Source organism: Atlantibacter subterraneus (genome assembly GCF_007570865.1).
Classification (GTDB): Bacteria; Pseudomonadota; Gammaproteobacteria; order Enterobacterales; family Enterobacteriaceae; genus Atlantibacter; species Atlantibacter subterraneus.
Genome location: NZ_VLPS01000006.1, coordinates 240,398 through 264,606 on the forward strand (window position 1 = coordinate 240,398; position 24,209 = coordinate 264,606).

The 24,209-nt window shown below is 54.2% G+C and carries 29 protein-coding genes; 15 read left to right on the forward strand and 14 right to left on the reverse strand.

Annotated elements, in window-relative coordinates; translation table 11 throughout:
- The first annotated feature begins 22 nt into the window (after positions 1-22).
- From mnmL to mtgA, 4 genes are all read left to right on the forward strand, one after another.
- A complete protein-coding gene (gene mnmL / locus FND52_RS13070) occupies positions 23-964 on the forward strand; it encodes a tRNA modification radical SAM protein MnmL/YtqA (RefSeq protein ID WP_125294220.1) in 942 nt (313 codons plus the stop codon).
- 112 nt (positions 965-1,076) lie between these two features.
- Positions 1,077-3,413: an aerobic respiration two-component sensor histidine kinase ArcB gene (gene arcB, locus FND52_RS13075; protein WP_144131274.1), complete on the forward strand. Its 2,337-nt coding sequence runs from the start codon at positions 1,077-1,079 to the stop codon at positions 3,411-3,413.
- 228 nt (positions 3,414-3,641) lie between these two features.
- The gene (gene elbB / locus FND52_RS13080; protein ID WP_144131276.1) at positions 3,642-4,295 is read left to right on the forward strand and encodes an isoprenoid biosynthesis glyoxalase ElbB; all 654 of its coding nucleotides are present in this window, start codon (positions 3,642-3,644) and stop codon (positions 4,293-4,295) included.
- On the forward strand, positions 4,292-5,020 hold the full coding sequence (mtgA, locus tag FND52_RS13085; RefSeq protein WP_144131298.1) for a monofunctional biosynthetic peptidoglycan transglycosylase: 729 nt from the start codon (positions 4,292-4,294) through the stop codon (positions 5,018-5,020). The genes elbB and mtgA overlap by 4 nt, the downstream gene beginning before the upstream one ends.
- A 15-nt stretch (positions 5,021-5,035) precedes the next feature.
- Here the strand turns inward: mtgA and npr are convergent, their stop codons facing one another.
- From npr to FND52_RS13140, 11 genes are all read right to left on the reverse strand, one after another.
- A complete protein-coding gene (gene npr / locus FND52_RS13090) occupies positions 5,036-5,308 on the reverse strand; it encodes a PTS phosphocarrier protein NPr (RefSeq protein WP_125294223.1) in 273 nt (90 codons plus the stop codon).
- Complete coding sequence (gene rapZ, locus FND52_RS13095; protein WP_125294224.1) at positions 5,305-6,159, reverse strand: RNase adapter RapZ; 855 nt, start codon at positions 6,157-6,159, stop codon at positions 5,305-5,307. Before rapZ ends, npr begins: the two co-directional genes overlap by 4 nt.
- A 60-nt stretch (positions 6,160-6,219) precedes the next feature.
- On the reverse strand, positions 6,220-6,699 hold the full coding sequence (ptsN, locus tag FND52_RS13100; RefSeq protein WP_125294225.1) for a PTS IIA-like nitrogen regulatory protein PtsN: 480 nt from the start codon (positions 6,697-6,699) through the stop codon (positions 6,220-6,222).
- Between the two features lie 83 nt (positions 6,700-6,782).
- Positions 6,783-7,070, reverse strand: coding sequence for a ribosome hibernation promoting factor (gene hpf, locus FND52_RS13105; protein ID WP_125294226.1), 288 nt, complete (start codon positions 7,068-7,070; stop codon positions 6,783-6,785).
- Positions 7,071-7,092: 22 nt separating this feature from the next.
- A complete protein-coding gene (rpoN, locus tag FND52_RS13110; protein WP_125294227.1) occupies positions 7,093-8,526 on the reverse strand; it encodes an RNA polymerase factor sigma-54 in 1,434 nt (477 codons plus the stop codon).
- A gap of 167 nt (positions 8,527-8,693) precedes the next feature.
- Entirely contained in the window at positions 8,694-9,419 is a 726-nt protein-coding gene (gene lptB, locus FND52_RS13115; protein ID WP_125294228.1) for an LPS export ABC transporter ATP-binding protein, read from the reverse strand.
- A 6-nt stretch (positions 9,420-9,425) separates the two neighbouring features.
- The gene (gene lptA / locus FND52_RS13120; RefSeq protein WP_144131278.1) at positions 9,426-9,983 is read right to left on the reverse strand and encodes a lipopolysaccharide ABC transporter substrate-binding protein LptA; all 558 of its coding nucleotides are present in this window, start codon (positions 9,981-9,983) and stop codon (positions 9,426-9,428) included.
- The gene (gene lptC / locus FND52_RS13125) at positions 9,952-10,527 is read right to left on the reverse strand and encodes an LPS export ABC transporter periplasmic protein LptC (RefSeq protein ID WP_125294230.1); all 576 of its coding nucleotides are present in this window, start codon (positions 10,525-10,527) and stop codon (positions 9,952-9,954) included. The genes lptA and lptC overlap by 32 nt, the downstream gene beginning before the upstream one ends.
- Positions 10,524-11,090 carry a 3-deoxy-manno-octulosonate-8-phosphatase KdsC gene (kdsC, locus tag FND52_RS13130; protein ID WP_125294231.1) on the reverse strand — a complete coding sequence of 189 codons (567 nt, stop codon included), beginning with the start codon at positions 11,088-11,090 and terminating at the stop codon, positions 10,524-10,526. The genes lptC and kdsC overlap by 4 nt, the downstream gene beginning before the upstream one ends.
- A 17-nt stretch (positions 11,091-11,107) precedes the next feature.
- On the reverse strand, positions 11,108-12,094 hold the full coding sequence (gene kdsD, locus FND52_RS13135) for an arabinose-5-phosphate isomerase KdsD (RefSeq protein ID WP_125294232.1): 987 nt from the start codon (positions 12,092-12,094) through the stop codon (positions 11,108-11,110).
- A gap of 13 nt (positions 12,095-12,107) precedes the next feature.
- Positions 12,108-13,085, reverse strand: a complete 978-nt coding sequence (locus FND52_RS13140) for a calcium/sodium antiporter (protein ID WP_125294233.1) — start codon at positions 13,083-13,085, stop codon at positions 12,108-12,110.
- Positions 13,086-13,316: 231 nt separating this feature from the next.
- On the opposite strand from FND52_RS13140, the gene mlaF reads away from it, so the two are divergent.
- The 7 genes from mlaF to murA all read left to right on the forward strand — a co-directional run bounded on the left by mlaF (position 13,317) and on the right by murA (position 18,117).
- Positions 13,317-14,132 carry a phospholipid ABC transporter ATP-binding protein MlaF gene (gene mlaF, locus FND52_RS13145; protein ID WP_144131280.1) on the forward strand — a complete coding sequence of 272 codons (816 nt, stop codon included), beginning with the start codon at positions 13,317-13,319 and terminating at the stop codon, positions 14,130-14,132.
- 7 nt (positions 14,133-14,139) lie between these two features.
- On the forward strand, positions 14,140-14,922 hold the full coding sequence (mlaE, locus tag FND52_RS13150) for a lipid asymmetry maintenance ABC transporter permease subunit MlaE (protein WP_125294324.1): 783 nt from the start codon (positions 14,140-14,142) through the stop codon (positions 14,920-14,922).
- A gap of 3 nt (positions 14,923-14,925) precedes the next feature.
- Positions 14,926-15,477, forward strand: coding sequence for an outer membrane lipid asymmetry maintenance protein MlaD (mlaD, locus tag FND52_RS13155; protein WP_125294235.1), 552 nt, complete (start codon positions 14,926-14,928; stop codon positions 15,475-15,477).
- 15 nt (positions 15,478-15,492) lie between these two features.
- Entirely contained in the window at positions 15,493-16,122 is a 630-nt protein-coding gene (mlaC, locus tag FND52_RS13160) for a phospholipid-binding protein MlaC (RefSeq protein WP_125294236.1), read from the forward strand.
- Positions 16,122-16,424, forward strand: coding sequence for a lipid asymmetry maintenance protein MlaB (gene mlaB, locus FND52_RS13165; protein ID WP_125294237.1), 303 nt, complete (start codon positions 16,122-16,124; stop codon positions 16,422-16,424). Before mlaC ends, mlaB begins: the two co-directional genes overlap by 1 nt.
- A gap of 127 nt (positions 16,425-16,551) precedes the next feature.
- Complete coding sequence (gene ibaG, locus FND52_RS13170; protein ID WP_002434217.1) at positions 16,552-16,806, forward strand: BolA family iron metabolism protein IbaG; 255 nt, start codon at positions 16,552-16,554, stop codon at positions 16,804-16,806.
- Between the two features lie 51 nt (positions 16,807-16,857).
- Positions 16,858-18,117 (forward strand): UDP-N-acetylglucosamine 1-carboxyvinyltransferase, encoded by a 1,260-nt coding sequence (gene murA, locus FND52_RS13175; RefSeq protein ID WP_125294238.1) that lies wholly within the window; start codon positions 16,858-16,860, stop codon positions 18,115-18,117.
- Between the two features lie 68 nt (positions 18,118-18,185).
- Here the strand turns inward: murA and sfsB are convergent, their stop codons facing one another.
- Positions 18,186-18,449, reverse strand: a complete 264-nt coding sequence (sfsB, locus tag FND52_RS13180; RefSeq protein WP_125294239.1) for a DNA-binding transcriptional regulator SfsB — start codon at positions 18,447-18,449, stop codon at positions 18,186-18,188.
- Positions 18,450-18,654: 205 nt separating this feature from the next.
- Entirely contained in the window at positions 18,655-19,626 is a 972-nt protein-coding gene (ispB, locus tag FND52_RS13185; RefSeq protein WP_144131282.1) for an octaprenyl diphosphate synthase, read from the reverse strand.
- Positions 19,627-19,885: 259 nt separating this feature from the next.
- On the opposite strand from ispB, the gene rplU reads away from it, so the two are divergent.
- The 4 genes from rplU (at position 19,886) to cgtA (ending at position 22,716) form a co-directional block, all read left to right on the forward strand.
- On the forward strand, positions 19,886-20,197 hold the full coding sequence (rplU, locus tag FND52_RS13190) for a 50S ribosomal protein L21 (RefSeq protein WP_002434221.1): 312 nt from the start codon (positions 19,886-19,888) through the stop codon (positions 20,195-20,197).
- 18 nt (positions 20,198-20,215) lie between these two features.
- Complete coding sequence (rpmA, locus tag FND52_RS13195) at positions 20,216-20,473, forward strand: 50S ribosomal protein L27 (protein ID WP_017457338.1); 258 nt, start codon at positions 20,216-20,218, stop codon at positions 20,471-20,473.
- Positions 20,474-20,561: 88 nt separating this feature from the next.
- A complete protein-coding gene (locus FND52_RS13200; protein WP_144131285.1) occupies positions 20,562-21,527 on the forward strand; it encodes a DMT family transporter in 966 nt (321 codons plus the stop codon).
- A gap of 16 nt (positions 21,528-21,543) precedes the next feature.
- A complete protein-coding gene (gene cgtA, locus FND52_RS13205) occupies positions 21,544-22,716 on the forward strand; it encodes an Obg family GTPase CgtA (RefSeq protein WP_125294242.1) in 1,173 nt (390 codons plus the stop codon).
- A gap of 40 nt (positions 22,717-22,756) precedes the next feature.
- Here cgtA and dacB read toward each other — a convergent pair whose 3' ends face one another.
- Positions 22,757-24,190, reverse strand: a complete 1,434-nt coding sequence (gene dacB / locus FND52_RS13210) for a serine-type D-Ala-D-Ala carboxypeptidase (protein ID WP_125294243.1) — start codon at positions 24,188-24,190, stop codon at positions 22,757-22,759.
- Positions 24,191-24,209: the final 19 nt, after the last annotated feature.

Sequence of the window (24,209 nt, forward strand, 5' to 3'; positions counted from 1 at the left end):
TTTCAGGCCGGCCCTCCAGATTATGCAGTTACAAAAATTAGTCAATATGTTTGGTGGCGATCTTTCACGTCGCTACGGACAAAAAGTTCACAAGCTCACATTGCACGGCGGCTTTAGCTGCCCTAACCGCGATGGCACCTTAGGGCGCGGCGGCTGTACCTTCTGCAACGTGGCCTCTTTTGCTGACGAAGCGCAGCAGCACCGCAGTATCGCTGAACAGCTCGCCGACCAGGCGCGGCTGGTTAATCGCGCCCGCCGCTATCTGGCCTATTTTCAGGCCTACACCAGCACCTTTGCCGAAGTGCAGCTGCTGCGCAGTATGTATCAGCAGGCGATTGAACAGGCCAACGTGGTGGGGCTTTGTGTCGGAACGCGCCCGGACTGTGTGCCGGATAGCGTACTGGATCTACTGTGCAGCTATCGGGAGCAAGGCTATGAAGTGTGGCTGGAGCTGGGTCTGCAAACCGCCAACGATAAAACCCTGCACCGCATTAACCGCGGCCATGATTTCGCCTGCTATCAAAAAACGACCCGGCTTGCCCGTCAGCGCGGCCTTAAAGTCTGTACGCATCTGATTGTCGGTTTGCCCGGCGAAGGCCATCAGGATGCGCTGAACACCCTGGAGAGCGTGGTCGACACCGGCACTGACGGCATCAAGCTGCATCCGCTGCACATCGTTACCGGCAGCATTATGGCCAAAGCGTGGGCGGCGGGGCGGCTCAGCGCCATCGAACTGGAGGATTACACCACCATCGCAGGCGAAATGATCCGCCACACTCCGCCGGAGATTATCTATCATCGTATTTCCGCCAGCGCGCGGCGACCCACGCTGCTGGCACCGCTGTGGTGCGAGAACCGCTGGACCGGGATGGTGGAAATAGACCGTTACCTGAGCCGCGAAGGCGTTCAGGGCTCGGCATTAGGGACGCCCTGGCAGGCAAATCCTCCCGCTATCGCCGTTTAACGCCGCGTTGAAAAGGCGATAAATGGATTCCACCGCGCACTTTTTTTCACAACCTTCAGCGTAACGGCCGGAATTGAGTATTATTGAGCGGTACGCAGCAAAGGAACATCCTATGAAGCAAATCCGTTTATTGGCACAGTATTACGTCGACCTGTTGGTCAAACTTGGGCTGGTTCGTTTTTCGCTATTGCTGGCCCTGGTGCTGGTGATACTGGCGATGGTTGTGCAAATGGCGGTGACCATGGTGCTGCATGGTCGGGTCGAAAGTATCGATGTGATCCGCTCTATCTTCTTCGGGTTGTTGATTACTCCCTGGGCGGTTTATTTTCTGTCTGTGGTGGTCGAGCAACTGGAGGAGTCGCGCCAGCGTCTGTCAAAGCTGGTGGATAAACTGGAAGAGATGCGCGAGCGCGACCTGAAGCTCAATATTCAGCTAAAAGACAACATTACCCAGCTTAACCAGCAGAACGCCGAGCGTGAAAAGGCGGAGGCCGAGCGCCAGAAGGTGCTGGAGCAGCTCACCGTCGAAATGAAAGAACGCGAAGTCACGCAAATCCAGCTCGAGCAGCAATCGTCGTTTTTACGTTCCTTTCTGGATGCGTCTCCGGACCTGGTGTTCTATCGCAACGAAGACAAAGCGTTTTCCGGCTGCAACCGCGCCATGGAGCTGCTGACCGGTAAAAGCGAGAAACAGCTTATCGGCCTCCAGCCGCACGATGTTTATGCGCCGGAAGCGGCGGAAAAGGTCATTGAAACCGATGAGAAGGTGTTCCGTCACAACGTCTCGCTCACCTACGAACAGTGGCTCGATTACCCTGATGGCCGCAAAGCCTGTTTTGAAATCCGTAAAGTGCCGTACTACGACCGCGTGGGCAAGCGCCACGGGCTGATGGGCTTTGGCCGCGACATCACCGAACGTAAGCGCTATCAGGATGCGCTGGAGCGCGCGAGCCGCGATAAAACGACCTTTATCTCTACCATCAGCCACGAGCTGCGCACGCCGCTGAACGGCATCGTCGGCCTGAGCCGCATTCTGCTGGATACCGACCTCACGGCAGAACAGCAAAAATACCTGAAAACGATCCACGTTTCCGCCGTGACCCTTGGCAATATCTTCAACGATATTATCGATATGGATAAGATTGAGCGCCGCAAAGTGCAGCTGGATAACCAGCCGATCGACTTCACCGGTTTCCTGGCGGATCTCGAAAACCTCTCTGGCCTACAGGCGCAGCAAAAAGGGCTGCGCTTCGTGCTGGAGCCTGCTCTGCCGCTGCCGCATAAGGTCATCACCGACGGAACGCGCCTGCGCCAGATTATCTGGAACCTGATCAGCAACGCGGTGAAGTTCACCCAAAAAGGCCAGGTGACGGTGCGAGTCAGCTACGAAAACAGCATGCTGCGCTTCGAAGTGGAGGATTCCGGTATCGGCATCCCGCAGAACGAGCAGGATAAAATTTTCGCCATGTACTATCAGGTCAAAGACAGCCACGGCGGCAAGCCCGCAACCGGCACCGGCATCGGCCTGGCGGTTTCGCGTCGGCTGGCGAAAAACATGGGCGGCGATATCACCGTTAGCAGCCATCCGGGCAAAGGCTCGGTATTTACCCTGACGGTTCAGGCACCGCGCGTGGCGGAAGAGATCGACAGCACCTCTGACGATGACGATATGCCGCTGCCAGCGCTGCATGTGCTGCTGGTGGAAGACATCGAGCTAAACGTGATTGTCGCCCGCTCGGTGTTGGAAAAAATGGGCAACAGCGTCGATGTGGCGATGACCGGCCAGGAAGCGCTGGATATGTTCAAACTGGGCGAATACGATCTGGTGCTACTGGACATCCAGCTCCCGGACATGACCGGGCTGGATATCTCCCGCAAACTCACCAGCCAGTTCGATGCCAGTGAGCTGCCGCCGCTGGTGGCGCTGACCGCCAACGTGCTGAAAGACAAAGCGGAGTACCTGGCGGCGGGCATGGATGACGTGCTCAGCAAACCGCTGTCCGTCCCGGCGCTCACCGCGATGATCAAGAAATTCTGGGATTCCCGTTCAAACCATGAGGAGAGGATCGTGTCACTCGAACAACACAGCAAACAGAACGCATTGCTGGATGTCGCAATGCTGGAGCAGTACATGGAACTGGTTGGGCCGAAACTGATTACTGACGGTCTTGCCGTGTTTGAGAAAATGATGCCGGGTTACCTGAGCGTGCTGGACTCCAATCTCACCGCCCGGGATCAAAAGGGGATCGTGGAAGAAGGGCATAAGATCAAGGGCGCGGCGGGATCGATCGGCTTACGTCACCTCCAGCAGGTCGCCCAACAGATCCAGTCTCCGGATCTTCCGGCATGGTGGGATAACGTTGGCGAATGGATCGAAGAGTTGAAGCAGGAGTGGCAAAACGACGTGGCGGTGTTGAAAGCGTGGGTAGCGAATGTTCCAAAAAAATGACCCCGGCTATACCGGGGTGCGCGAATACTGCGCCAACACCAGGGAAATCGAGGCCATGTTAATGGTGTTGTGTTAGTCGGGTAACATGGCCGGATAGATGAAACTGCACGAGCATTAAGATAGCAAAACTTAAATTTATTGTTACGTGAATCAGTTAAATGTGTGAAGCATAGCGTTTTATAAGCGTAATTAATCTGCTTCGGGATGCCGGAAGAAAGGAAAATCGCGATGAAAAAAATAGGCGTGGTGCTGGCTGGATGTGGCGTTTATGACGGCGCTGAAATCCATGAAGCGGTGATCACTTTACTGGCGCTGTCGCGGCAGGGCGCGCAAGCCTGCTGTTTCGCGCCGGATAAACCGCAGGCCGATGTGATCAATCATCTGACCGGGGATCCAATGGCGGAAAGCCGCAATGTGTTGATCGAAGCGGCGCGTATTGCCCGGGGCGCGATCGAGCCCCTCAGTGCGGCCAATGCCGACGAGCTGGACGCGCTGATTGTGCCGGGCGGCTTCGGCGCGGCCAAAAACCTGAGCAATTTCGCCAGCCAGGGCAGCGAATGCAGCGTCGATCCTGAGCTCAAGCGGCTGGTACAGGCGATGCACGCGGCGGGTAAACCGCTGGGGTTCCTGTGCATCGCTCCCGCTATGCTGCCGAAGCTGATCCCCGCGCCGTTGCGCCTGACCATCGGCACCGACATCGACACCGCCGAAGTCATCGAAGAGATGGGCGGCGAACACGTGCCTTGCCCGGTGGAAGACATTGTGGTGGACGAAGAGAACAAACTGGTGACGACCCCGGCGTATATGCTGGCTAAACGCATTGATGAAGCGGCGGACGGGATTGAGAAACTGGTCGCCAGGGTGTTGGATCTGTGCGAATGACGCGGGGCCGCTTGCCGATCGTCGGCACGCTTAAGCGCGGGATTATCCGGTTACTGTTCGGGATCGCCAGTTTGTGGATCGCCGGGATCCTGCTGTTCAGCATGCTGCCGGTACCTTTTTCTGCAGTGATGATCGAGCGGCAGCTTTCTGCCTGGCTGCACGGTGATTTCGGCTATGTGGCGCACTCTGACTGGGTCGGCATGGATGAGATCTCGCCGTGGATGGGGCTGGCGGTGATTGCCGCCGAGGATCAAAAATTCCCCGAGCACTGGGGGTTCGATATGGCGGCGATCCAGAAAGCCGTCGCCCATAACGAACGCAATGAAACCCGCATTCGCGGCGCGTCAACGCTGTCTCAGCAAACGGCGAAAAATATGTTTCTGTGGGATGGCAGGAGCTGGCTGCGCAAGGGGCTGGAGGCGGGGTTAACCGTAGGGATCGAGACGGTGTGGAGCAAGCGGCGGATCCTGACGGTGTACCTTAACGTCGCTGAATTCGGTAACGGGATCTTTGGCGTGGAAGCCGCTGCGCAGCAATATTTCAATAAGCCCGCCAGCCAGCTTAGCGCCTCTCAGGCTGCGTTACTGGCCGCCGTGCTGCCCAACCCGCTGCGTTTTAAAGCCGATGCGCCGTCAGGCTACGTGCGCTCGCGCCAGGCGTGGATACTGCGCCAAATGCGCCAGCTTGGCGGAGAGTCGTTTATGGCGCTGCACAAACTGCGCTAAGCGTTAGTCTTCGCGTTAGTCTTCGTCGAAACCGGCGTTGAATAACGCAATGACCGCCGCCAGCGCTTCCACTTCCTGTGGGCCGTTGGCTTCGATTTCGATATGGCCACCCTGCGCGGAATCCAGCATCAACAGGCCGATAACGCTGCTGGCTTCCGCTTCGGTGCCCGCCTCGTTTCGTAATAACACTTCCGCATCAAAACTCTGGACTAGCTCAAACAGCTTCATCGCCGGGCGCGCGTGCATGCCCAGCTTATTGGTGATTTCAACGGTTTGTTTGACGGTCATGTTTTACGTTTTTCCAGCGTGCGATGGCGGGACTGGACGTTTTTACCGCGCGAGCGGAAGTAGTCAGCCAGCTGTTCGGCGATGTACACGGAGCGGTGTTTACCGCCGGTACAGCCGATGGCCACCGTTAAGTAGCTACGGTTGTTGGTTTCCAGCATCGGCAGCCACAGCTCAAGATAGCTGCGCGTCTGGTAGATAAAATTATGTACTTCAGTATGGCGGTCTAAAAACGCCGCAACGGGCTTATCCAGACCGGTCATCGGACGGAGTTTCGGGTCCCAGTGCGGGTTAGGTAAAAAGCGCACGTCAAACACGTAGTCCGCATCAATAGGAATGCCGTGTTTAAAGCCGAAAGATTCAAACACCATGGTCAGTTCACGTTCGCGTTTGCCCAACAGACGGGTGCGCAGCATTTCCGCCAGTTCGTGGACCGACATCTCAGAGGTATCGACAATCAAATCCGCGCGGGAACGCAGCGGCTCCAGCAGATCGCTTTCCTTATCGATGGCGCTTTCCAGTGAGAGATTTTTGCTGGAAAGAGGGTGCAGGCGGCGAGTATCGCTGTAACGGCGGATCAGCGTATTGCGATCGGCATCGAGAAACAGCAACTGCGGCGAGAATGTGTCCGGCAGGTTATTCATCGCCTGTTCGAAAATTTCCGGCGATTCCGGCATGTTGCGAACGTCAATGCTGACAGCAGCGGACATATGATTATCCGAAAGCGTCCGGGCAAGATCGGGCAGCAGCACAACCGGCAGGTTGTCTACGCAATAAAAACCCATATCTTCCAGCGCGCGTAACGCCACGGACTTTCCTGAGCCTGAGCGTCCGCTGACAATCATCAATACCATCTCGATTTCTCCCAAACGGCGGGCTGCATCGGTACAGCCAGGGTGATTTCCTCCACCCGATTATTCACTTTGGTTTTCATGGCTGCCTTCAGTGATGATCTGATACAGCTCTTCATCGCTTTGGGCAGCGCGCAGGCGGCGGCAAATGGTTTTGTCTGCCAGACGCTTCGCCACTAATGACAGGGTATGCAAATGTGTTTTGGTTTGATCCGCCGGGACCAGTAAGGCAAACAGCAGGTCTACGGGTTGGTTATCAATGGCGTCGAAGGCGATAGGTGTTTCAAGCTGCACAAACACACCTACGGCGCGCAACGTATCTTCTTCCAGTTTGCCGTGTGGAATGGCAATGCCGTTGCCAATACCGGTACTGCCCATACGTTCGCGGGTCAGGATCGCTTCAAACACCACTTGCGGCGGCAGGCTTAACTGTTTTGCGGCCAGTTCACTGACAATTTCCAGGGCGCGTTTTTTGCTCTGGCAATGAACGCCGCTGCGGGTACATTCCTGGTTAAGGACACTGCTTAAATCATAAGTCATCATATTTTCACCTAAGCATTCTCAATGCCAACGGCTCGTCGTCAGTGACCACGAGCCGTTGAAACACCAGGTAAACGCCCGGACTCTTAATGTTGTTTTAGTTTATCTTTATGTTTAGTCAATTGACGCGCCAGTTTATCAATAAGCCCGTCGATGGCTGCATACATGTCTTGCCCTTCCGCACTGGCATGGATCTCCCCACCGTTCACATGCAGAGTCGCATCCGAAATGTGAGTGACCTTCTCCACTTTCAGCACAATATAGACCTGGTTTATCCTTTCAAAATACTGCTCCAGTTTGGCGAACTTCGTGTTCAAAAACTCGCGCAAAGATTCAGTGATTTCGACGTTATGTCCTGTGATGTTGAGCTGCATAGTGTCTTCCTTATCGGTTATGTCAGACCAGTTGTTTACGCTGGTTCGACGGCGGAATGGACAGAGACTCTCGATATTTGGCGACAGTACGACGAGCCACCATGATGCCCTGTTCAGACAACATAGAAGTCAGTTTACTGTCGCTCAGGGGTTTTGCCGGATTTTCTCCGGCAATCAATTTCTTAACCAGCGCCCGAATGGCGGTCGAGGAGGCTTCGCCGCCGCCTTCGGTATTAACATGGCTGGAGAAGAAATATTTCAGTTCAAATATGCCGCGCGGGCTATGCAAATATTTTTGGGTAGTGACGCGGGAAATGGTCGATTCGTGCATCTCGACGGCCTGGGCGATATCCGCCAGCACCATCGGTTTCATGTATTCTTCGCCCTGTTCGAAAAAAGCCTGCTGCTGTTCCACTATGCAGCGGCTGACGCGTAACAGCGTATCGTTGCGGCTTTCCAGGCTTTTAATCAGCCAGCGCGCTTCCTGAAGGTTGCTGCGGATAAACTGGCCGTCGGCTTCGTTACGCGCGCTGCTACCCATTGAAGCATAATGCTGATTGATTTTTAATCGGGGAATGCTGTCAGCGTTCAGTTCCACCGTCCAGACGCCGTTATGTTTACGGACCAGCACATCGGGGATCACATACTCGGGTTCGCTGGTTTGAATTGACTGGCCGGGGCGGGGATCGAGGGACTGGATAAAATTGACCGCTTCTTTGAGCACGTCTTCTTTGAGCCGCGTGACGCGCATCAGCGTACGGAAATCGTGATTCGCCAGCAGATCGAGGTGCTCGCTGACGATCTGCCGCGACTCTTCCAGCCAGGGGGTGTCTTTCGCGTATTGCGATAGCTGGATCAACAGGCAGTCGCGCAAATCGCGGGCGGCAACGCCAACAGGATCAAACCGCTGGATGCGCTTAAGCACCGCTTCGACTTCTTCAATATCTGTTTCGTCATCGCCAACGCTTTCCAGGATATCTTCCAGCGACACGGTGAGATAGCCCGTGTCGTCTACGGCGTCGACGATAGAGGTGGCAATTGCGCGATCGGTATCGGAAAACGGCGTCAGTTCAACCTGCCACATCAGGTAATCCTGCAGCGACTGGGTGGTTTCGCCCTGATAGACGGGCAGTTCGTCATCCTGATAATCCACGCCGTTCCCTGACGGGGTGCCGGCAGTGTAGATTTCGTCCCAGCTGGCATCTAACGGCAGCTCATCCGGCATCTCTTTTTGTTCGAGTGCGTCGGCGGTATCCAGCGTTTCAGTATCACGGGATTCCTGGGTGTCTATTTCATCATGAAAGTCGGTTTGCTCGAGCAACGGGTTGCTGTCCAGCGCCTGTTGCAGCTCCTGCTGGAGTTCTAACGTAGACAGCTGCAGCAAGCGAATCGCCTGTTGCAGTTGCGGCGTCATGGCAAGCTGTTGGCTCAGCCTCAGTTGCAAACCTTGCTTCATATTCAGAGCAACATTCCTCAGGTTTATACCCTCACTGTCTTAACCACGCCTGCATCGAAGGGGGACGCAGTGAAGCGGCAAGGGGTACATACGTCAATTATACCTGCACAGGCAGATTCTGAAGCTTCGTCAGGGAGCTTCAACCCTCTGTGATTTGCTCTACCGTATCAGAGTCTGAACTCTTCCCCAAGATACACACGTTTAACCTGTTCGTCTTGCAGGATTTGGTCAGGCGTACCGTGCGCGATCAGGTTGCCCTGGCTCACAATATAAGCGCGCTCGCACACGGCCAGCGTTTCGCGGACGTTATGGTCAGTAATCAACACCCCCAGACCACTGTCGCGCAGATGCTCGATAATACGTTTAATATCAATCACTGAGATGGGATCTACCCCAGCAAATGGCTCATCTAGCAGAATAAATTTGGGGTTCGCCGCCAGCGCGCGGGCGATTTCGACACGGCGACGTTCACCGCCGGACAGCGACTGGCCGAGGTTGTTCCGCAGATGGTCGATGTGAAACTCTTCCATCAGTTCGACGGCGCGATCTTCGCGCTGCTCGCTGGTGAGATCGTCACGGATCTGCAGTACCGCCATCAGGTTGTCATAAACACTTAAGCGACGGAAAATCGACGCTTCCTGGGGGAGGTAACCAATGCCGCGACGGGCGCGGGCATGCAAAGGCAGCAGGCTAATATCTTCGTCATCAATGATGATATTCCCGGCATCACGCGGGACAATGCCTACCACCATATAAAACGTTGTGGTCTTGCCCGCGCCGTTCGGGCCAAGCAGACCAACAATTTCGCCTGAATTCACCGTCAGGCTGACATCCTCGACGACGCGGCGGCCTTTATAGGCTTTCGCGAGGTTTTTCGCTGTTAATGTTGCCATAAAAAATTAGTTACTCTTATTGGGCGCAGGCGCATTGGCGGGTTTGTTCTTATCCTGCAGTTGCGATGGCACCAGCACGGTGGTCACGCGTTTGCCTTTGTCGCTGAACGCCTGCATTTTCTGTTCTTTGACCAGATAGGTGATCTTGTCACCCTTGATGTTACTGTCCAGTTGCTCAAGGAAGGCGTTGCCGGTCAGGACCACAAAGTCATTCTGCAGCTCGTAGTGCATGGTATCAGCGTGGCCTTTCACCGGCTTGCCGTTGTCCTGCATCTGAAAGAACGTCGCAGGTTTGCCGTAGCCGTCGATCACTTCTTTGCCGCTCTCGCCACCCGGACGGGTCACGACCACTTTATCGGCATTGATTTTGATCGTGCCCTGAGTCACGACAACATTACCCGTAAAGGTCACCACGTTGCCCTGCATATCCAGCGACTGTTGGTCGGATTCAATATGAATCGGCTGCTCGGTGTCACCGGTCAAGGCCAGCGCAGGAAAAGTCGCCGCCAGCAACGCACCGGATAAAACAAGGTTAAGGCTGAGTTTGTTTATTTGGAATTTCATAGGACGTTCTAACCTTTTCAATCAGCTCGGCAGTTTTGCTGCGTAAGTTTCCGCGCATTTTCAGGCCGCTGGAGTTAAAGCTGGTGCCGTATAACGTCACCAGATCGTCTGACGCAACATCCTGCGTCAGTAGATTAATCTGCGCGTTATCGGTAGTAATTTTGCGTAATTGCGCTTCAGGCGTTAGCGCGTCTACAACCACATTGCCATACAGATAAAGCATCCGGTCATTAGTCAGTTTGGCTTTATCTGACTTGATTGACCAGGTCGGAATTTTATTGGCATCCAGCATGATCATGACGGGTTTTGTAAACCATGACACGCCACTATCAGAAAAGTATTCAACGTGTTGCGCTTCCAGCTGGTAATTCAGCGCCCCTTCAGGACTATACACCAGCGTGTTGGAGTGCTCGCTTTGATATGTCGGCTCGTTGTTATTATTAACGACCTGCGTCGCGTCATCCTGGCTTGTCAGATTTATGCCGATCAAAACCAGCGCGACCAGCGCGAGCAGAATGATAACCCAACGTCTGGTTTTACTCATATCGATTGCCCTTTGGCGTCTTCCAGTTTGCCCTGCGCCAGCAGTAGCAGATCGCACACTTCACGTACCGCGCCCCGGCCGCCAGCGATGTGGGTAACATAATCCGCGCGCGGCGTTAGCAAGGGATGCGCATCGGAAACCGCCACGCTGAGCCCCACTTCCGCCATTACCGGCCAGTCAATCAAATCATCGCCGACATAAGCGACCTGCTGTGCCGATAACGACAGATTTTCCAGCAGCTCGCGATAGGCAATCAGTTTATCTGACTGGCCCTGGTACAAGTGTTTGATCTTCAAGGTAGCGCAACGGTCTTCCAGCAGTTTCGCTTTACGACCTGTAATAATGGCGACTTCAATACCCGAAGTCAGCGCGCAGCGTATGCCATAGCCATCGCGCACATTGAACGCTTTGAGCTCTTCGCCATTATTGCCCATATAAATCAGGCCATCGGACATGACGCCGTCGACGTCCAGAATCAACAGGCGAATCTTCTGCGCCTTGTGAATGACTTTTGCGCTCACCGGCCCATAGCAGGTGGTGATGGCAGCATCATGATTACTCATTAACGACTTATCCTTCATTACACTACGCCAGCGCGTAGCAGATCGTGCATATGTACCACACCCATCAACAGGTCGCCATCCGCCACCAGCACGGAGGTAATATGCCGTGATTGCATCAGGTTCAATGCATCCACCGCCAGGGTGCCAGGACGAACGCGCACACCGCCGGGCGTCATCACTTCGGCAATGCTCAGGGCGCGCACATCGGCATCCATATCCAGTACGCGACGTAAATCACCATCAGTAAAGATGCCTTCGATTTTCATCAGGTCATCACAAATCACCACCATGCCCAGCCCTTTACGGGTAATGACCAACAGCGCATCGCGCAATGACGCGGCTTTGCTGACATGAGGGATTTCTTCGCCGCTGTGCATAATATCGTTAACGCGCAGCAATAGCTTACGCCCCAGAGCCCCGCCGGGGTGGGAGAGCGCAAAATCTTCCGCCGTAAAACCGCGCGCTTTTAATAGCGCGACAGCCAGCGCATCGCCCATCACTAAGGTCGCGGTGGTGCTGGTGGTGGGGGCCAGTCCTAACGGGCAGGCCTCCTGCGGTACGTGGATGCACAGATGAATATCCGCCGCTTTTGCCATGGTGCTTTCCGGGCGGCTGGTCATACAGATTAACGGCACCCGCAGGCGTTTCAGCACCGGGATCAGGGCGAGTATTTCATTGGATTCGCCAGAGTTAGAAATGGCGATGACCACGTCCTGGGCGGTGACCATGCCGAGGTCGCCATGGCTGGCTTCGCCAGGATGAACGAAGAAGGCAGGCGTACCGGTACTGGCGAATGTTGCCGCCATTTTTTTACCGATATGGCCGGATTTGCCCATCCCCATTACGATCACTTTGCCTGCGCAGTAAAACATCAGTTCGCAGGCTTTCACAAAATCGTCATTGATGTACTGATCAAGCTGTGCCAGACCTTCACGTTCAATATCCAGGACGTCTTTCCCGGCCCGTTGAAAGTCAAAACCCGGCTGCAAATCTATGTGCGACATATGCGTTTCCGATTCATCCAATGAGATAAGATGAGCCCCAAAAAAGCAGCGCCATCCATAATACAAAACCGATTAACAATCCTGCGCCGGTGCGTTTGCCAATATGGCGAGCGCGCCGCCAGCAAAGCAGAGCGAAAAGGGCGCTAACCCCCAGCATCACCCCATAATCACGGCTGAAGGCGAGGGTGTTGATAGCACCTGGTGCCAGCAGCGCCGGTAAACCCAACACAATGGCAATATTATAAATGCTGGAGCCGATGATGTTACCGATAGCGATATCATCTTCCCCTTTACGCACGCCCGCAATTGCCGTAGCCAGCTCCGGCAAGCTGGTGCCGATAGCGATTACCGTCAGGCCAATTGTTAATTCATCAACGGCAAAGTAATGCGCCACCACCGTCGCGTTATCGATCACCATGCGCGTAGCCATGGGCATAATAATCAAAGCCACAGCTAACCACAGAAACGCGACTGGCAAATTACCGCCGCGGGGCAGTTCGGCCAGCTGTTCACGCGTCAGGCTATCATTACCCTGTTGTTGCGCCAGCTTCGCGATTTTAACGATAAACCACAGGTAACACACGGCAATCAGTAATAAAACTATGCCATCGGTACGCGAAAGTACGCCGTCGTAAAGAAACAAGCCTGCCAGCGCGCTCATCAGCAACATTAGCGGCAATTCACGGCGAAGAATATCGGAATGCACGGTAAATGGATGCAGTAATGCCGCCAGGCCAACGATGAGCAGAATATTGGTGATATTAGAGCCCAGCGCCGTTCCCACGGCTAAATCCAGTTGACCATGAAGCGCCGCTGCCACCGATACCATGATTTCTGGTAGCGATGTCCCGACGCTCACTACCGTCATGCCGACAATTAATGGGGGGATATTAATGGAGCGACACAGCAACGAAGCCGCGAAAACCAGTCTATCGGCGCTATAAACCACCAGAAATAAACCAATTATTAACAGCATCGTTGCTAACAGCATGCAAAGTCCTTTCTTCAGGTATAATCGCCGGCCCACTTTACCTGATGTACTGGCCGCTCAGAGGGAAAGACTCAGGATGGTTGTGAATTCTTAATTCTGACTTTTAGCGTCCGAAAAGTAAAACAAATGCCAGCTTTGGCTAACTCTGGTGGGTAATATTCTGTAAAAATATTGGGTTTATGGTGAAGTTACGCGCCATGCTTAACCTGAAATCACTTAAAGGATAAGTAGATGAGCCAGGCTGACTCAAATCTGGTTGAGATCCAGGGGATGCGTTTTACCCGCGGGAACCGTTGTATCTTTGATGATATTTCGCTAACCGTACCCCGTGGAAAAATTACGGCCATCATGGGACCGTCGGGGATTGGTAAAACCACGCTTCTGCGTCTGATTGGCGGCCAGATTCAACCCGATTGTGGCGAAATTTTATTTGATGGCGAGAATATTCCCGCCATGACGCGCTCACGCCTGTACACGGTGCGTAAGCGGATGAGCATGCTTTTTCAGTCCGGCGCGCTGTTTACCGATATGAACGTTTATGAAAACGTGGCTTACCCGCTGCGGGAGCACACGCACCTGCCTGCTCCGCTGCTGAAAAGCACCGTCATGATGAAACTGGAAGCCGTCGGGCTGCGCGGTGCCGCAAAGCTTATGCCGTCGGAACTTTCGGGCGGAATGGCGCGGCGTGCGGCGCTGGCGCGGGCCATTGCGCTGGAGCCGGATCTGATTATGTTTGATGAGCCGTTTGTTGGTCAGGACCCTATCACCATGGGGGTACTGGTCAAACTGATTTCCGAACTGAACAGCTCGCTGGGCGTGACCTGCATTGTGGTGTCGCACGATGTGCCTGAAGTGCTAAGCATCGCGGATTACGCCTATATTGTGGCTGATAAACGCATCGTCGCTCACGGACAGGCCCAGACGCTGCAAACCAATACCGACCCGCGCGTCAGGCAGTTCCTGGATGGCAACGCCGACGGGCCAGTACCCTTCCGTTATCCTGCTGGCGATTACCAGCACGATCTTTTACCTGGAACAGGGAGTTAAGCCGCTCATGCTGTTAAATGCACTGGCATCGTTAGGCCACCGCACGCTGAAAAGCTGCGCGTCCTTTGGTCGTGCCGGTTTAATGCTATTCAATGCGCTGATTGGGAAACCGGAGTTCCGCAAGCATACCCCGCTCTTGCTGCGCCAGCTGTACAACGTTGGCGTGCTGTCGATGGTGATCATTTTGGTTTCCGGCGTTTTTATCGGCATGGTGTTGGGATTGCAGGGCTATCTGGTGTTAACCACCTATAGCGCGGAAACCAGCCTTGGCATGCTGGTGGCGCTGTCATTATTGCGCGAGCTGGGGCCGGTGGTGGCGGCGTTGCTGTTTGCCGGGCGCGCCGGTTCGGCGCTAACGGCGGAGATAGGCCTGATGCGCGCCACTGAACAGCTTTCCAGTATGGAAATGATGGCCGTCGATCCGTTACGCCGGGTCATTTCACCCCGCTTTTGGGCGGGGGTCATTTCATTGCCGCTGCTAACCATTATTTTCGTTGCGGTCGGGATCTGGGGTGGGGCGCTGGTAGGCGTTAGCTGGAAAGGTATCGATGCAGGCTTCTACTGGTCGGCGATGCAAAGCGCCATCGACTGGCGCATGGATCTGGTCAACTGCCTGATTAAGAGTGTGGTTTTCGCCATTACGGTAACGTGGATTGCGTTATTCAATGGTTATGATGCTATCCCGACTTCTGCAGGGATCAGCCGGGCAACTACACGTACTGTTGTGCACGCATCGCTGGCCGTTCTTGGCCTGGATTTTGTGCTTACTGCACTGATGTTTGGGAATTAAGTCATGCAAACGAAGAAAACTGAAATCTGGGTCGGCGTTTTTATGCTGGTGGCACTGCTGGCGGCGCTGTTTATTTGCCTGAAAGTGGCGAACGTCACGTCAATGCGCACGGAGCCGACGTACCGCATCTATGCCACTTTCGATAATATCGGTGGCCTGAAAGCCCGTTCGCCGGTGCGTGTTGGCGGGGTAGTGATTGGCCGGGTAGCGGATATCGAACTTGACCCGAAAACCTATTTGCCGCGTGTCGCGATGGATATTGAAGAGCGCTATAACCAGATCCCGGACACCAGTTCCCTGTCAATCCGCACTTCCGGCCTGTTAGGCGAGCAGTATCTGGCATTGAATATCGGTTTTGACGATCCTGAGCTAGGATCTTCAATTCTGAAAGAGGGCGGCACCATTCAGGACACCAAGTCCGCCATCGTACTCGAAGACCTGATTGGTCAATTCTTGTACAAAAACAACAGTGGCGAGAATCAGAATCCAGGCGATGCGCCAGCGCCTGGCGCCGAACATACTGAATCAATGCCTCAAAACGGCACGACGAACTAACTGGAGAATCACACTATGTTTAAACGTCTGTTAATGGTCGCCATGCTGGTGATTGCCCCGTTGGCGCACGCGGCCGATCAGTCAAACCCGTATAAGCTGATGACCGAAGCGGCCCAGAAAACTTTTGATCGTCTTAAAAACGAGCAACCGCAAATTCGTAAAAACCCGGATTACCTGCGCCAGGTGGTGGATCAGGAGCTGCTGCCTTACGTTCAGGTGAAATACGCCGGGGCACTGGTGTTGGGCCGCTACTATAAAGATGCCACGCCTGCACAACGTGACGCCTACTTTGCCGCGTTCCGCGAATATCTGAAACAGGCGTATGGCCAGGCGCTGGCGATGTATCACGGCCAGACTTACCAGATCGCTCCGGAACAGCCGCTGGGCGATGCGACGATCTTGCCGATTCGCGTCACCATCGTCGATCCTAACGGCCGTCCGCCGGTACGCCTGGATTTCCAGTGGCGTAAAAACAGCCAAACTGGCAACTGGCAGGCGTATGACATGATTGCCGAAGGCGTCAGCATGATCACCACCAAGCAAAATGAATGGAGTGACCTGCTGCGTACCAAAGGCATCGATGGCCTGACCGCGCAACTGCAGTCTATTTCCCGTCAACCTATCACCCTGGACGATAAGAAATAATGGCCGAGGCGCTGGAGTGGCTACGTGAGGAAGATCGGTTAATCCTGCGCGGCGAACTCGATCAGGATACGGTAGTCGCGCTTTGGGAACAGCGCGAAGCGGCGATGATGGATATTAAGGTCATTGATCTTAATGCGCTGCAACGTGTTGATACGTCCGGCCTGGCGCTGTTACTGCATTTGGTTGATATTGGCCGACAGGGTGGGAGAACCGTGAGCCTGGCCGGGATAAGCGATAACCTGGCCACTCTTGCAAAGCTTTATAACCTGCCTGACAGACTTTTACCTGCTACGGTATCCTAACCTTTTCAGTACATTACTCCGAAAGCCTCGCAAACAATGATTGCGAGGCTTTTTGTTTGTTTAAGCGCGCCTCACTTTCCTCTAAAATGTTTGGCCTGTTTTCACTTAACGACCAATAGAGATCCCCATGGAAAATCATGAAATCCAGACAGTGCTGATGAATGCACTGCCCCTTCAGGAAGTTCACGTCACCGGCGACGGCAGCCACTTCCAGGTTATTGCAGTGGGTGACCTGTTTGCAGAAATGAGCCGGGTGAAAAAACAGCAGACGGTTTACGGACCGCTGATGGGCCTGATTGCCGAAAACCGCATTCATGCGGTATCTATCAAAACGTACACGCCGCAAGAGTGGGCGCGCGATCGTAAATTAAGTGGTTTCTAAGCTGTGGGCCTTGTGCCGGCAGCCTGTGTGATTATTAAGAGATAAATTTCCATGGATAAATTTCGTGTACAAGGTCCGTGCCGGCTTCAGGGCGAGGTAACGATTTCCGGCGCTAAAAACGCGGCGCTGCCGATCCTGTTCGCCGCACTGCTGGCTGAAGAGCCGGTTGAAATCCAGAATGTGCCGCAGCTGAAAGACATTGATACCACCATGAAACTGCTGAGCCAACTGGGTACGAAAGTTGAGCGCAACGGTTCCGTGTGGATCGATGCCAGTAACGTCAATATTTTCTGTGCGCCCTACGAGCTGGTGAAAACCATGCGCGCCTCTATCTGGGCGTTAGGGCCGCTGGTAGCGCGTTTTGGTCAGGGCCAGGTTTCTCTGCCGGGCGGCTGCGCGATCGGCGCACGTCCGGTGGATCTGCATATTGTCGGCCTTGAGCAACTGGGCGCTGAGATCAAACTGGAAGAGGGCTATGTAAAAGCCTCCGTCCAGGGCCGTCTGAAAGGCGCGCATATCGTCATGGATAAAGTCAGCGTTGGCGCAACGGTGACCATTATGTCCGCAGCGACGCTGGCTGAAGGCACCACGATTATTGAAAACGCCGCGCGTGAGCCGGAAATCGTTGATACCGCCAACTTCCTGAATACCCTGGGTGCGAAAATCACCGGAATGGGAACAGACCGCATCGTTATTGAAGGCGTCGAACGTCTGGGCGGCGGGGTTTACCGTGTTCTGCCGGACCGTATTGAAACCGGCACCTTCCTGGTAGCTGCTGCAATTTCCGGGGGTAAAGTGGTGTGCCGCAATACCCGCCCGGATACTCTGGATGCCGTGTTGTCGAAACTGCGTGAAGCGGGTGCCGATATCGAAGTGGGCGAAGACTGGATTAGCCTGGATATGCACGGCAAGCGTCCAAAAGCGGTCAACGTGCGCACCGCGCCACATCCGGCATTCCCAACCGATATGCAGGCACAGTTCACCCTGTTAAACCTGGTAGCGGAAGGCACCGGTGTCATCACCGAAACCATTTTCGAAAACCGCTTTATGCACGTGCCTGAACTGATCCGTATGGGCGCGCATGCTGAGATCGAGAGCAATACTGTGATCTGCCACGGTGTGGAAAAACTGTCCGGGGCGCAGGTAATGGCGACGGATTTACGCGCTTCGGCGAGCCTGGTGCTGGCAGGGTGTATCGCTCAGGGCTCGACCTATGTCGATCGCATTTACCATATCGACCGTGGATATGAGCGCATTGAGGAAAAATTACGCGGCTTAGGTGCCAGTATCGAGCGTGTAAAATCCAGTTAATTCTGGTAATGGCGCACTAAATCGCGCCATTAACCAGCCTGTAAGCCGGGGAATTACCCCGGCTTTTTTTATCGCGATCGAATCAGCTGCGAGCGATCGATAAACTCGTGGGTATTAGGATCATAATAACGGGATGGCCAGATTAGCCAGGGCTCCACGCCCAGTGCATCGGCAATGATACGTTCCCCTTTGGGCCATGGGCGCGTCAGTGCGTTAGCCAGTGTAGAAGAACTTAACCCTGCTTTACGTGACTCAGCCGCTAAAGAGGTCCCTCTTTTGCGCAACCCGGCAATGATGTCGGCCGGATGCCAGTCTGTGACTTTCTTTTGCATGTTTTCCCTCTATACAAAATGATGCGATCTTTCGCCTGCTGTTTTTCTCCGGCAACAGGTATAACATGAAAAGTTCCGAATGGTTCTTGTTAGTTTTAGATATAACCAGAAGTGTGCACAGATACGCACTATTTGATGCAAGCGATGTAAGTTTTAGGGGAAAATTTCTGCGCCGGATGGCGCAGAAATGAGAGAAGCAAGTCGATTAATGATCGCGCTGAACGGACATATGCGCCAGGGCGATTAATGCCTCGCGGTAAGGCGTATCGGGCAGCACATCCAGAGCCGCAATAGCTTTATCGGCTTCTTCTTCAGCACGCTGGCGGGTCCACTCCAGCGAACCGCATTCCGCCATGGCGTGAAGTACGGGATCGAGAAGATGACGGCCATTGCCCTGTTGAATCGCATCGCGAATCATCTTCGCCTGATCCTCGGAGCCATTCCACATGGCGTGCAGCAACGGCAGCGTGGGCTTCCCTTCATTGAGATCGTCGCCGACGTTTTTACCCAACCGCTCGCCGTCCGCGCTGTAATCCAGCAAATCATCGATAAGCTGGAACGCGGTGCCCAGATAGCGTCCATAATCCTGGAGCGCCTTCTCCTGAACGTCGCTGGCACCCGCCAGGATACCGGAACATTGCGACGCCGCCTCGAACAGCCGCGCAGTTTTGCTGTAGATGACGCGCATGTAGCTTTCTTCAGTAATGTCCGGATCGTTGACGTTCATCAGTTGAAGGACTTCGCCTTCGGCAATGACGTTAACGGCCTCGGACATCACGCCAAGCACTTTTAGCGAGCCGAGCTGAGTCATCATTTGAAAGGCGCGGGTATAAATAAAATCGCCGACCAGTACGCTGGCGGCGTTGCCGAAGGCTGCGTTTGCCGTCGCTTTACCCCGACGCATATCGGATTCATCCACCACATCATCGTGCAGCAGCGTGGCGGTATGAATGAACTCGATCAGCGCCGCAATGGTCACGTGCGCATTGCCCTGGTAATTGAGCGCGCGCGCGGAAAGCACGGCAATCATCGGGCGGATGCGCTTACCGCCGCCGCTCACAATGTAATAGCCTAACTGGTTGATAAGCTGAACATCCGAGTTGAGTTGCTCCAGGATGGTCGCATTCACGCCCGCCATATCTTGCGCGGTTAACTCATTAATTTTTTCTAAATTCATCGCAAAAGTCTGGCTATCGTCCTGTTTACCACAAGTAACAATGGAAGAACGTATGATAGTAGGGTTGAAGTTGTAGGGTTGATTGTACCGTAAAAACGTAGCAGATAAACGTCACCATCAATGTTGTGTTTTTTTTCTGCGCTGTTTCACGACAGGACTTGTCAAAGGCTCACGATTTGCGTAATATTCGCGCCCTATTGTGAATATTTGTAGCGCACTCTGAATCCTATAGAAGGCGTGCGCGGAAGCGGAGTTTTATATGTACGCGGTTTTCCAAAGTGGTGGTAAACAACACCGAGTAAGCGAAGGTCAGACCGTTCGCCTGGAAAAGCTGGACATCGCAACTGGCGAAGCTGTTGAGTTCGCTGAAGTTCTGATGATCGCAAACGGTGAAGATGTCAAAATCGGCGTTCCTTTCGTTGATGGCGGCGTAATCAAAGCTGAAGTTGTTGCTCACGGTCGTGGCGAGAAAGTTAAAATCGTTAAGTTTCGTCGTCGTAAACACTACCGTAAGCAGCAAGGCCATCGTCAGTGGTTCACTGATGTGAAAATCACTGGCATCAGCGCTTAATACAGGGGAGCAGATTAAATGGCACACAAAAAGGCTGGCGGCTCAACTCGTAACGGTCGCGATTCCGAAGCTAAACGTCTGGGCGTGAAACGCTTTGGCGGTGAAGCAGTTCTGGCAGGCAGCATCATCGTTCGTCAACGTGGCACTAAATTCCACGCTGGCTCGAACGTAGGTTGCGGCCGTGACCACACTCTGTTCGCTTTGACTGACGGTAAAGTTAAGTTCGAAGTTAAAGGTCCGAAAAACCGTAAATTCATCAGCATCGTTGCTGAATAAGTTTTTCGTGTCCCGGTAACGGATTGAGCCCCGCACTTGTTGCGGGGCTTTTTACATTCCGTATCTGGAAAATTCTCCAGGGATTTTCATGAAACAGCAGGCTGGCATCGGTATTCTTCTGGCGCTTACCACCGCGGTTTGTTGGGGCGCACTTCCCATTGCGATGAAACAGGTTCTGACGGTAATGGAGCCGCCTACGGTGGTGTTTTACCGCTTTCTGATGGCATCGATTGGGTTAGGTGCAATCCTGGCGGTGAAGGGCAGGCTGCCGCCGCTTAAAATGTTTCGTAAACCGCGTTGGCTGATTCTGTTAGCTATCGCGACCGGAGGACTGTTCGGCAACTTTATCCTGTTCAGTTCTTCCCTGCAGTATTTAAGCCCGACGGCGTCGCAGGTGATTGGCCAACTGTCCCCGGTGGGGATGATGGTCGCCAGCGTCTTTATCCTCAAAGAGAAGATGCGCGGTACCCAGATTATCGGGGCCATTATGCTGCTGTCTGGTCTGGTGATGTTTTTTAACACCAGCCTGATAGAAATCTTCACACGTTTAACGGATTACACGTGGGGTGTTATTTTCGGCGTGGGTGCCGCGACGGTCTGGGTGAGTTACGGCGTGGCGCAGAAAGTTTTGCTGCGACGCCTGGCCTCGCAACAGATCCTCTTTTTGCTGTACACTTTATGTACTATCGCGATGTTCCCACTGGCCGATCCTGAGGTCATTGGGCAATTAAGTACCTGGCAACTGGCATGCCTGGTTTTTTGCGGTTTGAACACGCTGGTAGGTTATGGCGCACTCGCTGAGGCGATGGCGCGCTGGCAGGCAGCGCAGGTTAGCGCATTGATTACGCTGACCCCGTTATTTACCCTGCTGTTTTCGGACTTGTTATCCATTGCCTGGCCCGATTTCTTCGCCAAACCGATGCTCAACGTGTTGGGTTATGTCGGTGCGTTTGTCGTGGTTGCGGGCGCGATGTATTCCGCCATTGGTCATCGTCTCTGGGGACGCTGGCGTAAAAGCGAAGCGGTAGTCACGCTACCCCGCTCGGGCGAATGATTTACGGAGAAGTAAAATGAAGTTTGTTGATGAAGCAACGATTCTGGTCGTCGCAGGTGATGGCGGCAACGGTTGCGTTAGCTTCCGTCGTGAAAAGTATATTCCGAAAGGCGGCCCTGACGGCGGCGACGGTGGTGATGGCGGTGACGTGTGGCTGGAAGCCGACGAAAACCTGAACACCCTGATCGACTACCGTTTCGAGAAGTCGTTCCGCGCTGAACGCGGTCAGAACGGCCAGAGCCGCGACTGCACCGGTAAACGCGGTAAAGACGTCTCCATCAAGGTGCCGGTCGGTACGCGCGTTATCGATCAGGGCACTGGCGAGACCATGGGCGATATGACCAAACACGGCCAGCGTCTGATGGTAGCGAAGGGCGGCTGGCACGGTCTGGGCAATACCCGTTTCAAATCGTCGGTTAACCGTACCCCGCGTCAGAAAACCATGGGTACGCCGGGTGAAAAACGCGATCTGCAGCTGGAACTGATGCTGCTGGCTGACGTTGGCATGCTTGGCCTGCCGAATGCCGGTAAATCGACCTTTATTCGCGCGGTATCCGCCGCCAAACCGAAAGTAGCGGACTATCCGTTTACCACCCTGGTGCCAAGCCTGGGCGTGGTGCGTATGGATAACGAAAAGAGCTTCGTGGTTGCGGATATTCCCGGTCTGATCGAAGGCGCTGCGGAAGGGGCGGGTCTGGGTATTCGCTTCCTGAAGCACCTTGAACGTTGCCGCGTTTTACTGCACCTGATTGATATTGATCCGATCGACGGTTCCGATCCGGTAGAAAACGCCCGTGTGATCGTAGGCGAGCTGGAAAAATACAGCGAGAAACTGGCGGCTAAACCGCGTTGGTTAGTGTTCAATAAAATCGACCTGATCGATCGTGAAGATGCGGAGCAGCGCGCCAAAGCTATTGCTGAAGCATTAGGCTGGGAAGGGGAGTATTACCTTATTTCCGCCGCCACGCAGCAGGGCGTGAATCCGCTGTGCTGGGATGTGATGAACTTCATCATCGAAAACCCGATCGCGCAGGAAAACGCCGAGAACGGCCCGGAAAAAGTCGAATTCATGTGGGATGACTATCACCGTCAGCAGCTCGAAGAGATGGAAGCGGAAGCTGATGATGACTGGGACGACGACTGGGATGAGGATGACGACGAAGGCGTCGAAATCATCTACGAACGTTAATAAGTGAATAGAAAGGCCGGGAATTCCCGGCCTTTTTAATTTAGTTATTCTGGTAAATGTCTTTGTACAGACGGCTTTCAAAACGCACCAGCGGAATACGGCGATTGCGCTGATTGGCGGGTTCAACAGCGTAGCCGGACAAATACTGAATAAACGCCATTTTCTGACCGCTGGCGGTGGTGATAAACCCGGCCAGGTTGTAGACACCCTGCAGCGAACCCGTTTTCGCCGACACCTTTCCGTTTACCCCCGCCTCATGAAGCCCTGCGCGATACTGCAACGAGCCGTCATAGCCGGCGAGAGGCAGCATCGAAATATAATTCAGCTGGGCATCATTCTGGGCGATGTACTGCAGTACCTGCATCATGGTGGCCGGAGAGATCAGGTTATGGCGCGACAGGCCGGAGCCATCCACCACGATACTGTTGCCCAAATCGACGCCCGCTTTCTGACGCAGGATTTGCCGTACCGCATCTGCGCCAGCGCGCCAGGTTCCCGGTACGCCGAAGTACTCACGACCAATGGTGCGGAATACGGTATCAGCAATCATATTGTCGGATTTTTTCAGCATGATTTTTAGCAGATCGTGGAGCGGCGGCGACTGCTTGCTGGCGATAACTGTCGCCTGTGGATTCGGCTGCGTCTGGCGTAGCAGCGTGCCGCTATAACTAATGCCCGCCGTTTTCAGCTCCGATTTCAATATCGCCCCGGCATAGCCTGCGCCGTCCTGAATAGCGAACGCCAGCGGCAGCGGATCGGCGCGCTGCGTCAGGCAGCCGGTCAGGGTAAAGCGATTGAGATCGCCGGGCACGACGTCCAGTTCGCAATACTGGGCTTCCGGAGATCCCTTCGGCAGCGTTTTTACCTGGCTAAACATGGTGACCGGGTAGTAAGAAGCGATACGTATAAACGCCATATCGCCGGGTTTCGGCGCACTGTAGAGCGAGATAGAAAAACAGTTACGGTCAACAATCGCAGCAGATGGCGGGGCGCTGAAGCACTGCGTCATGTCGTTCCACGGCCAGCCCGGCGCTTTATCGTGACTGGCGAAAACCGAGGTATCGATCAGGACGTTTCCCTTAATTTCCTGGATACCGGTTTTTTTCAGCGCCGCCACTAAATTGCGGACATCCTGACGTTTAAACGTGGGATCGCCCCCGAAGCGCAGGATCAAATCGCCGTTAAGTACGCCGTTCTCCTGGCTACCCCGGCTTTCCAGCGAGGTAGTAAAGCGATAGTCAGGGCCAAGCTGCAGCAATGCCGCCAGCGCCGTAATCACCTTCTGGGTACTGGCGGGGAGGGCCATCTGCTGGCTGTGATAATCAATTGCCGGGGTTTGGCTGCCGACTTTCTGCACCATCAGCGCAAGGTTTGTGCCGGCGGGGAGTTGATTAATGTATTCTTCGACGTTTGCTGCGTTCGCAGTCAACGCCATACTTGTGGCCAATCCAATGACAAATCTGGTAAATCGCATAATCTCGCGGTAACAGCCT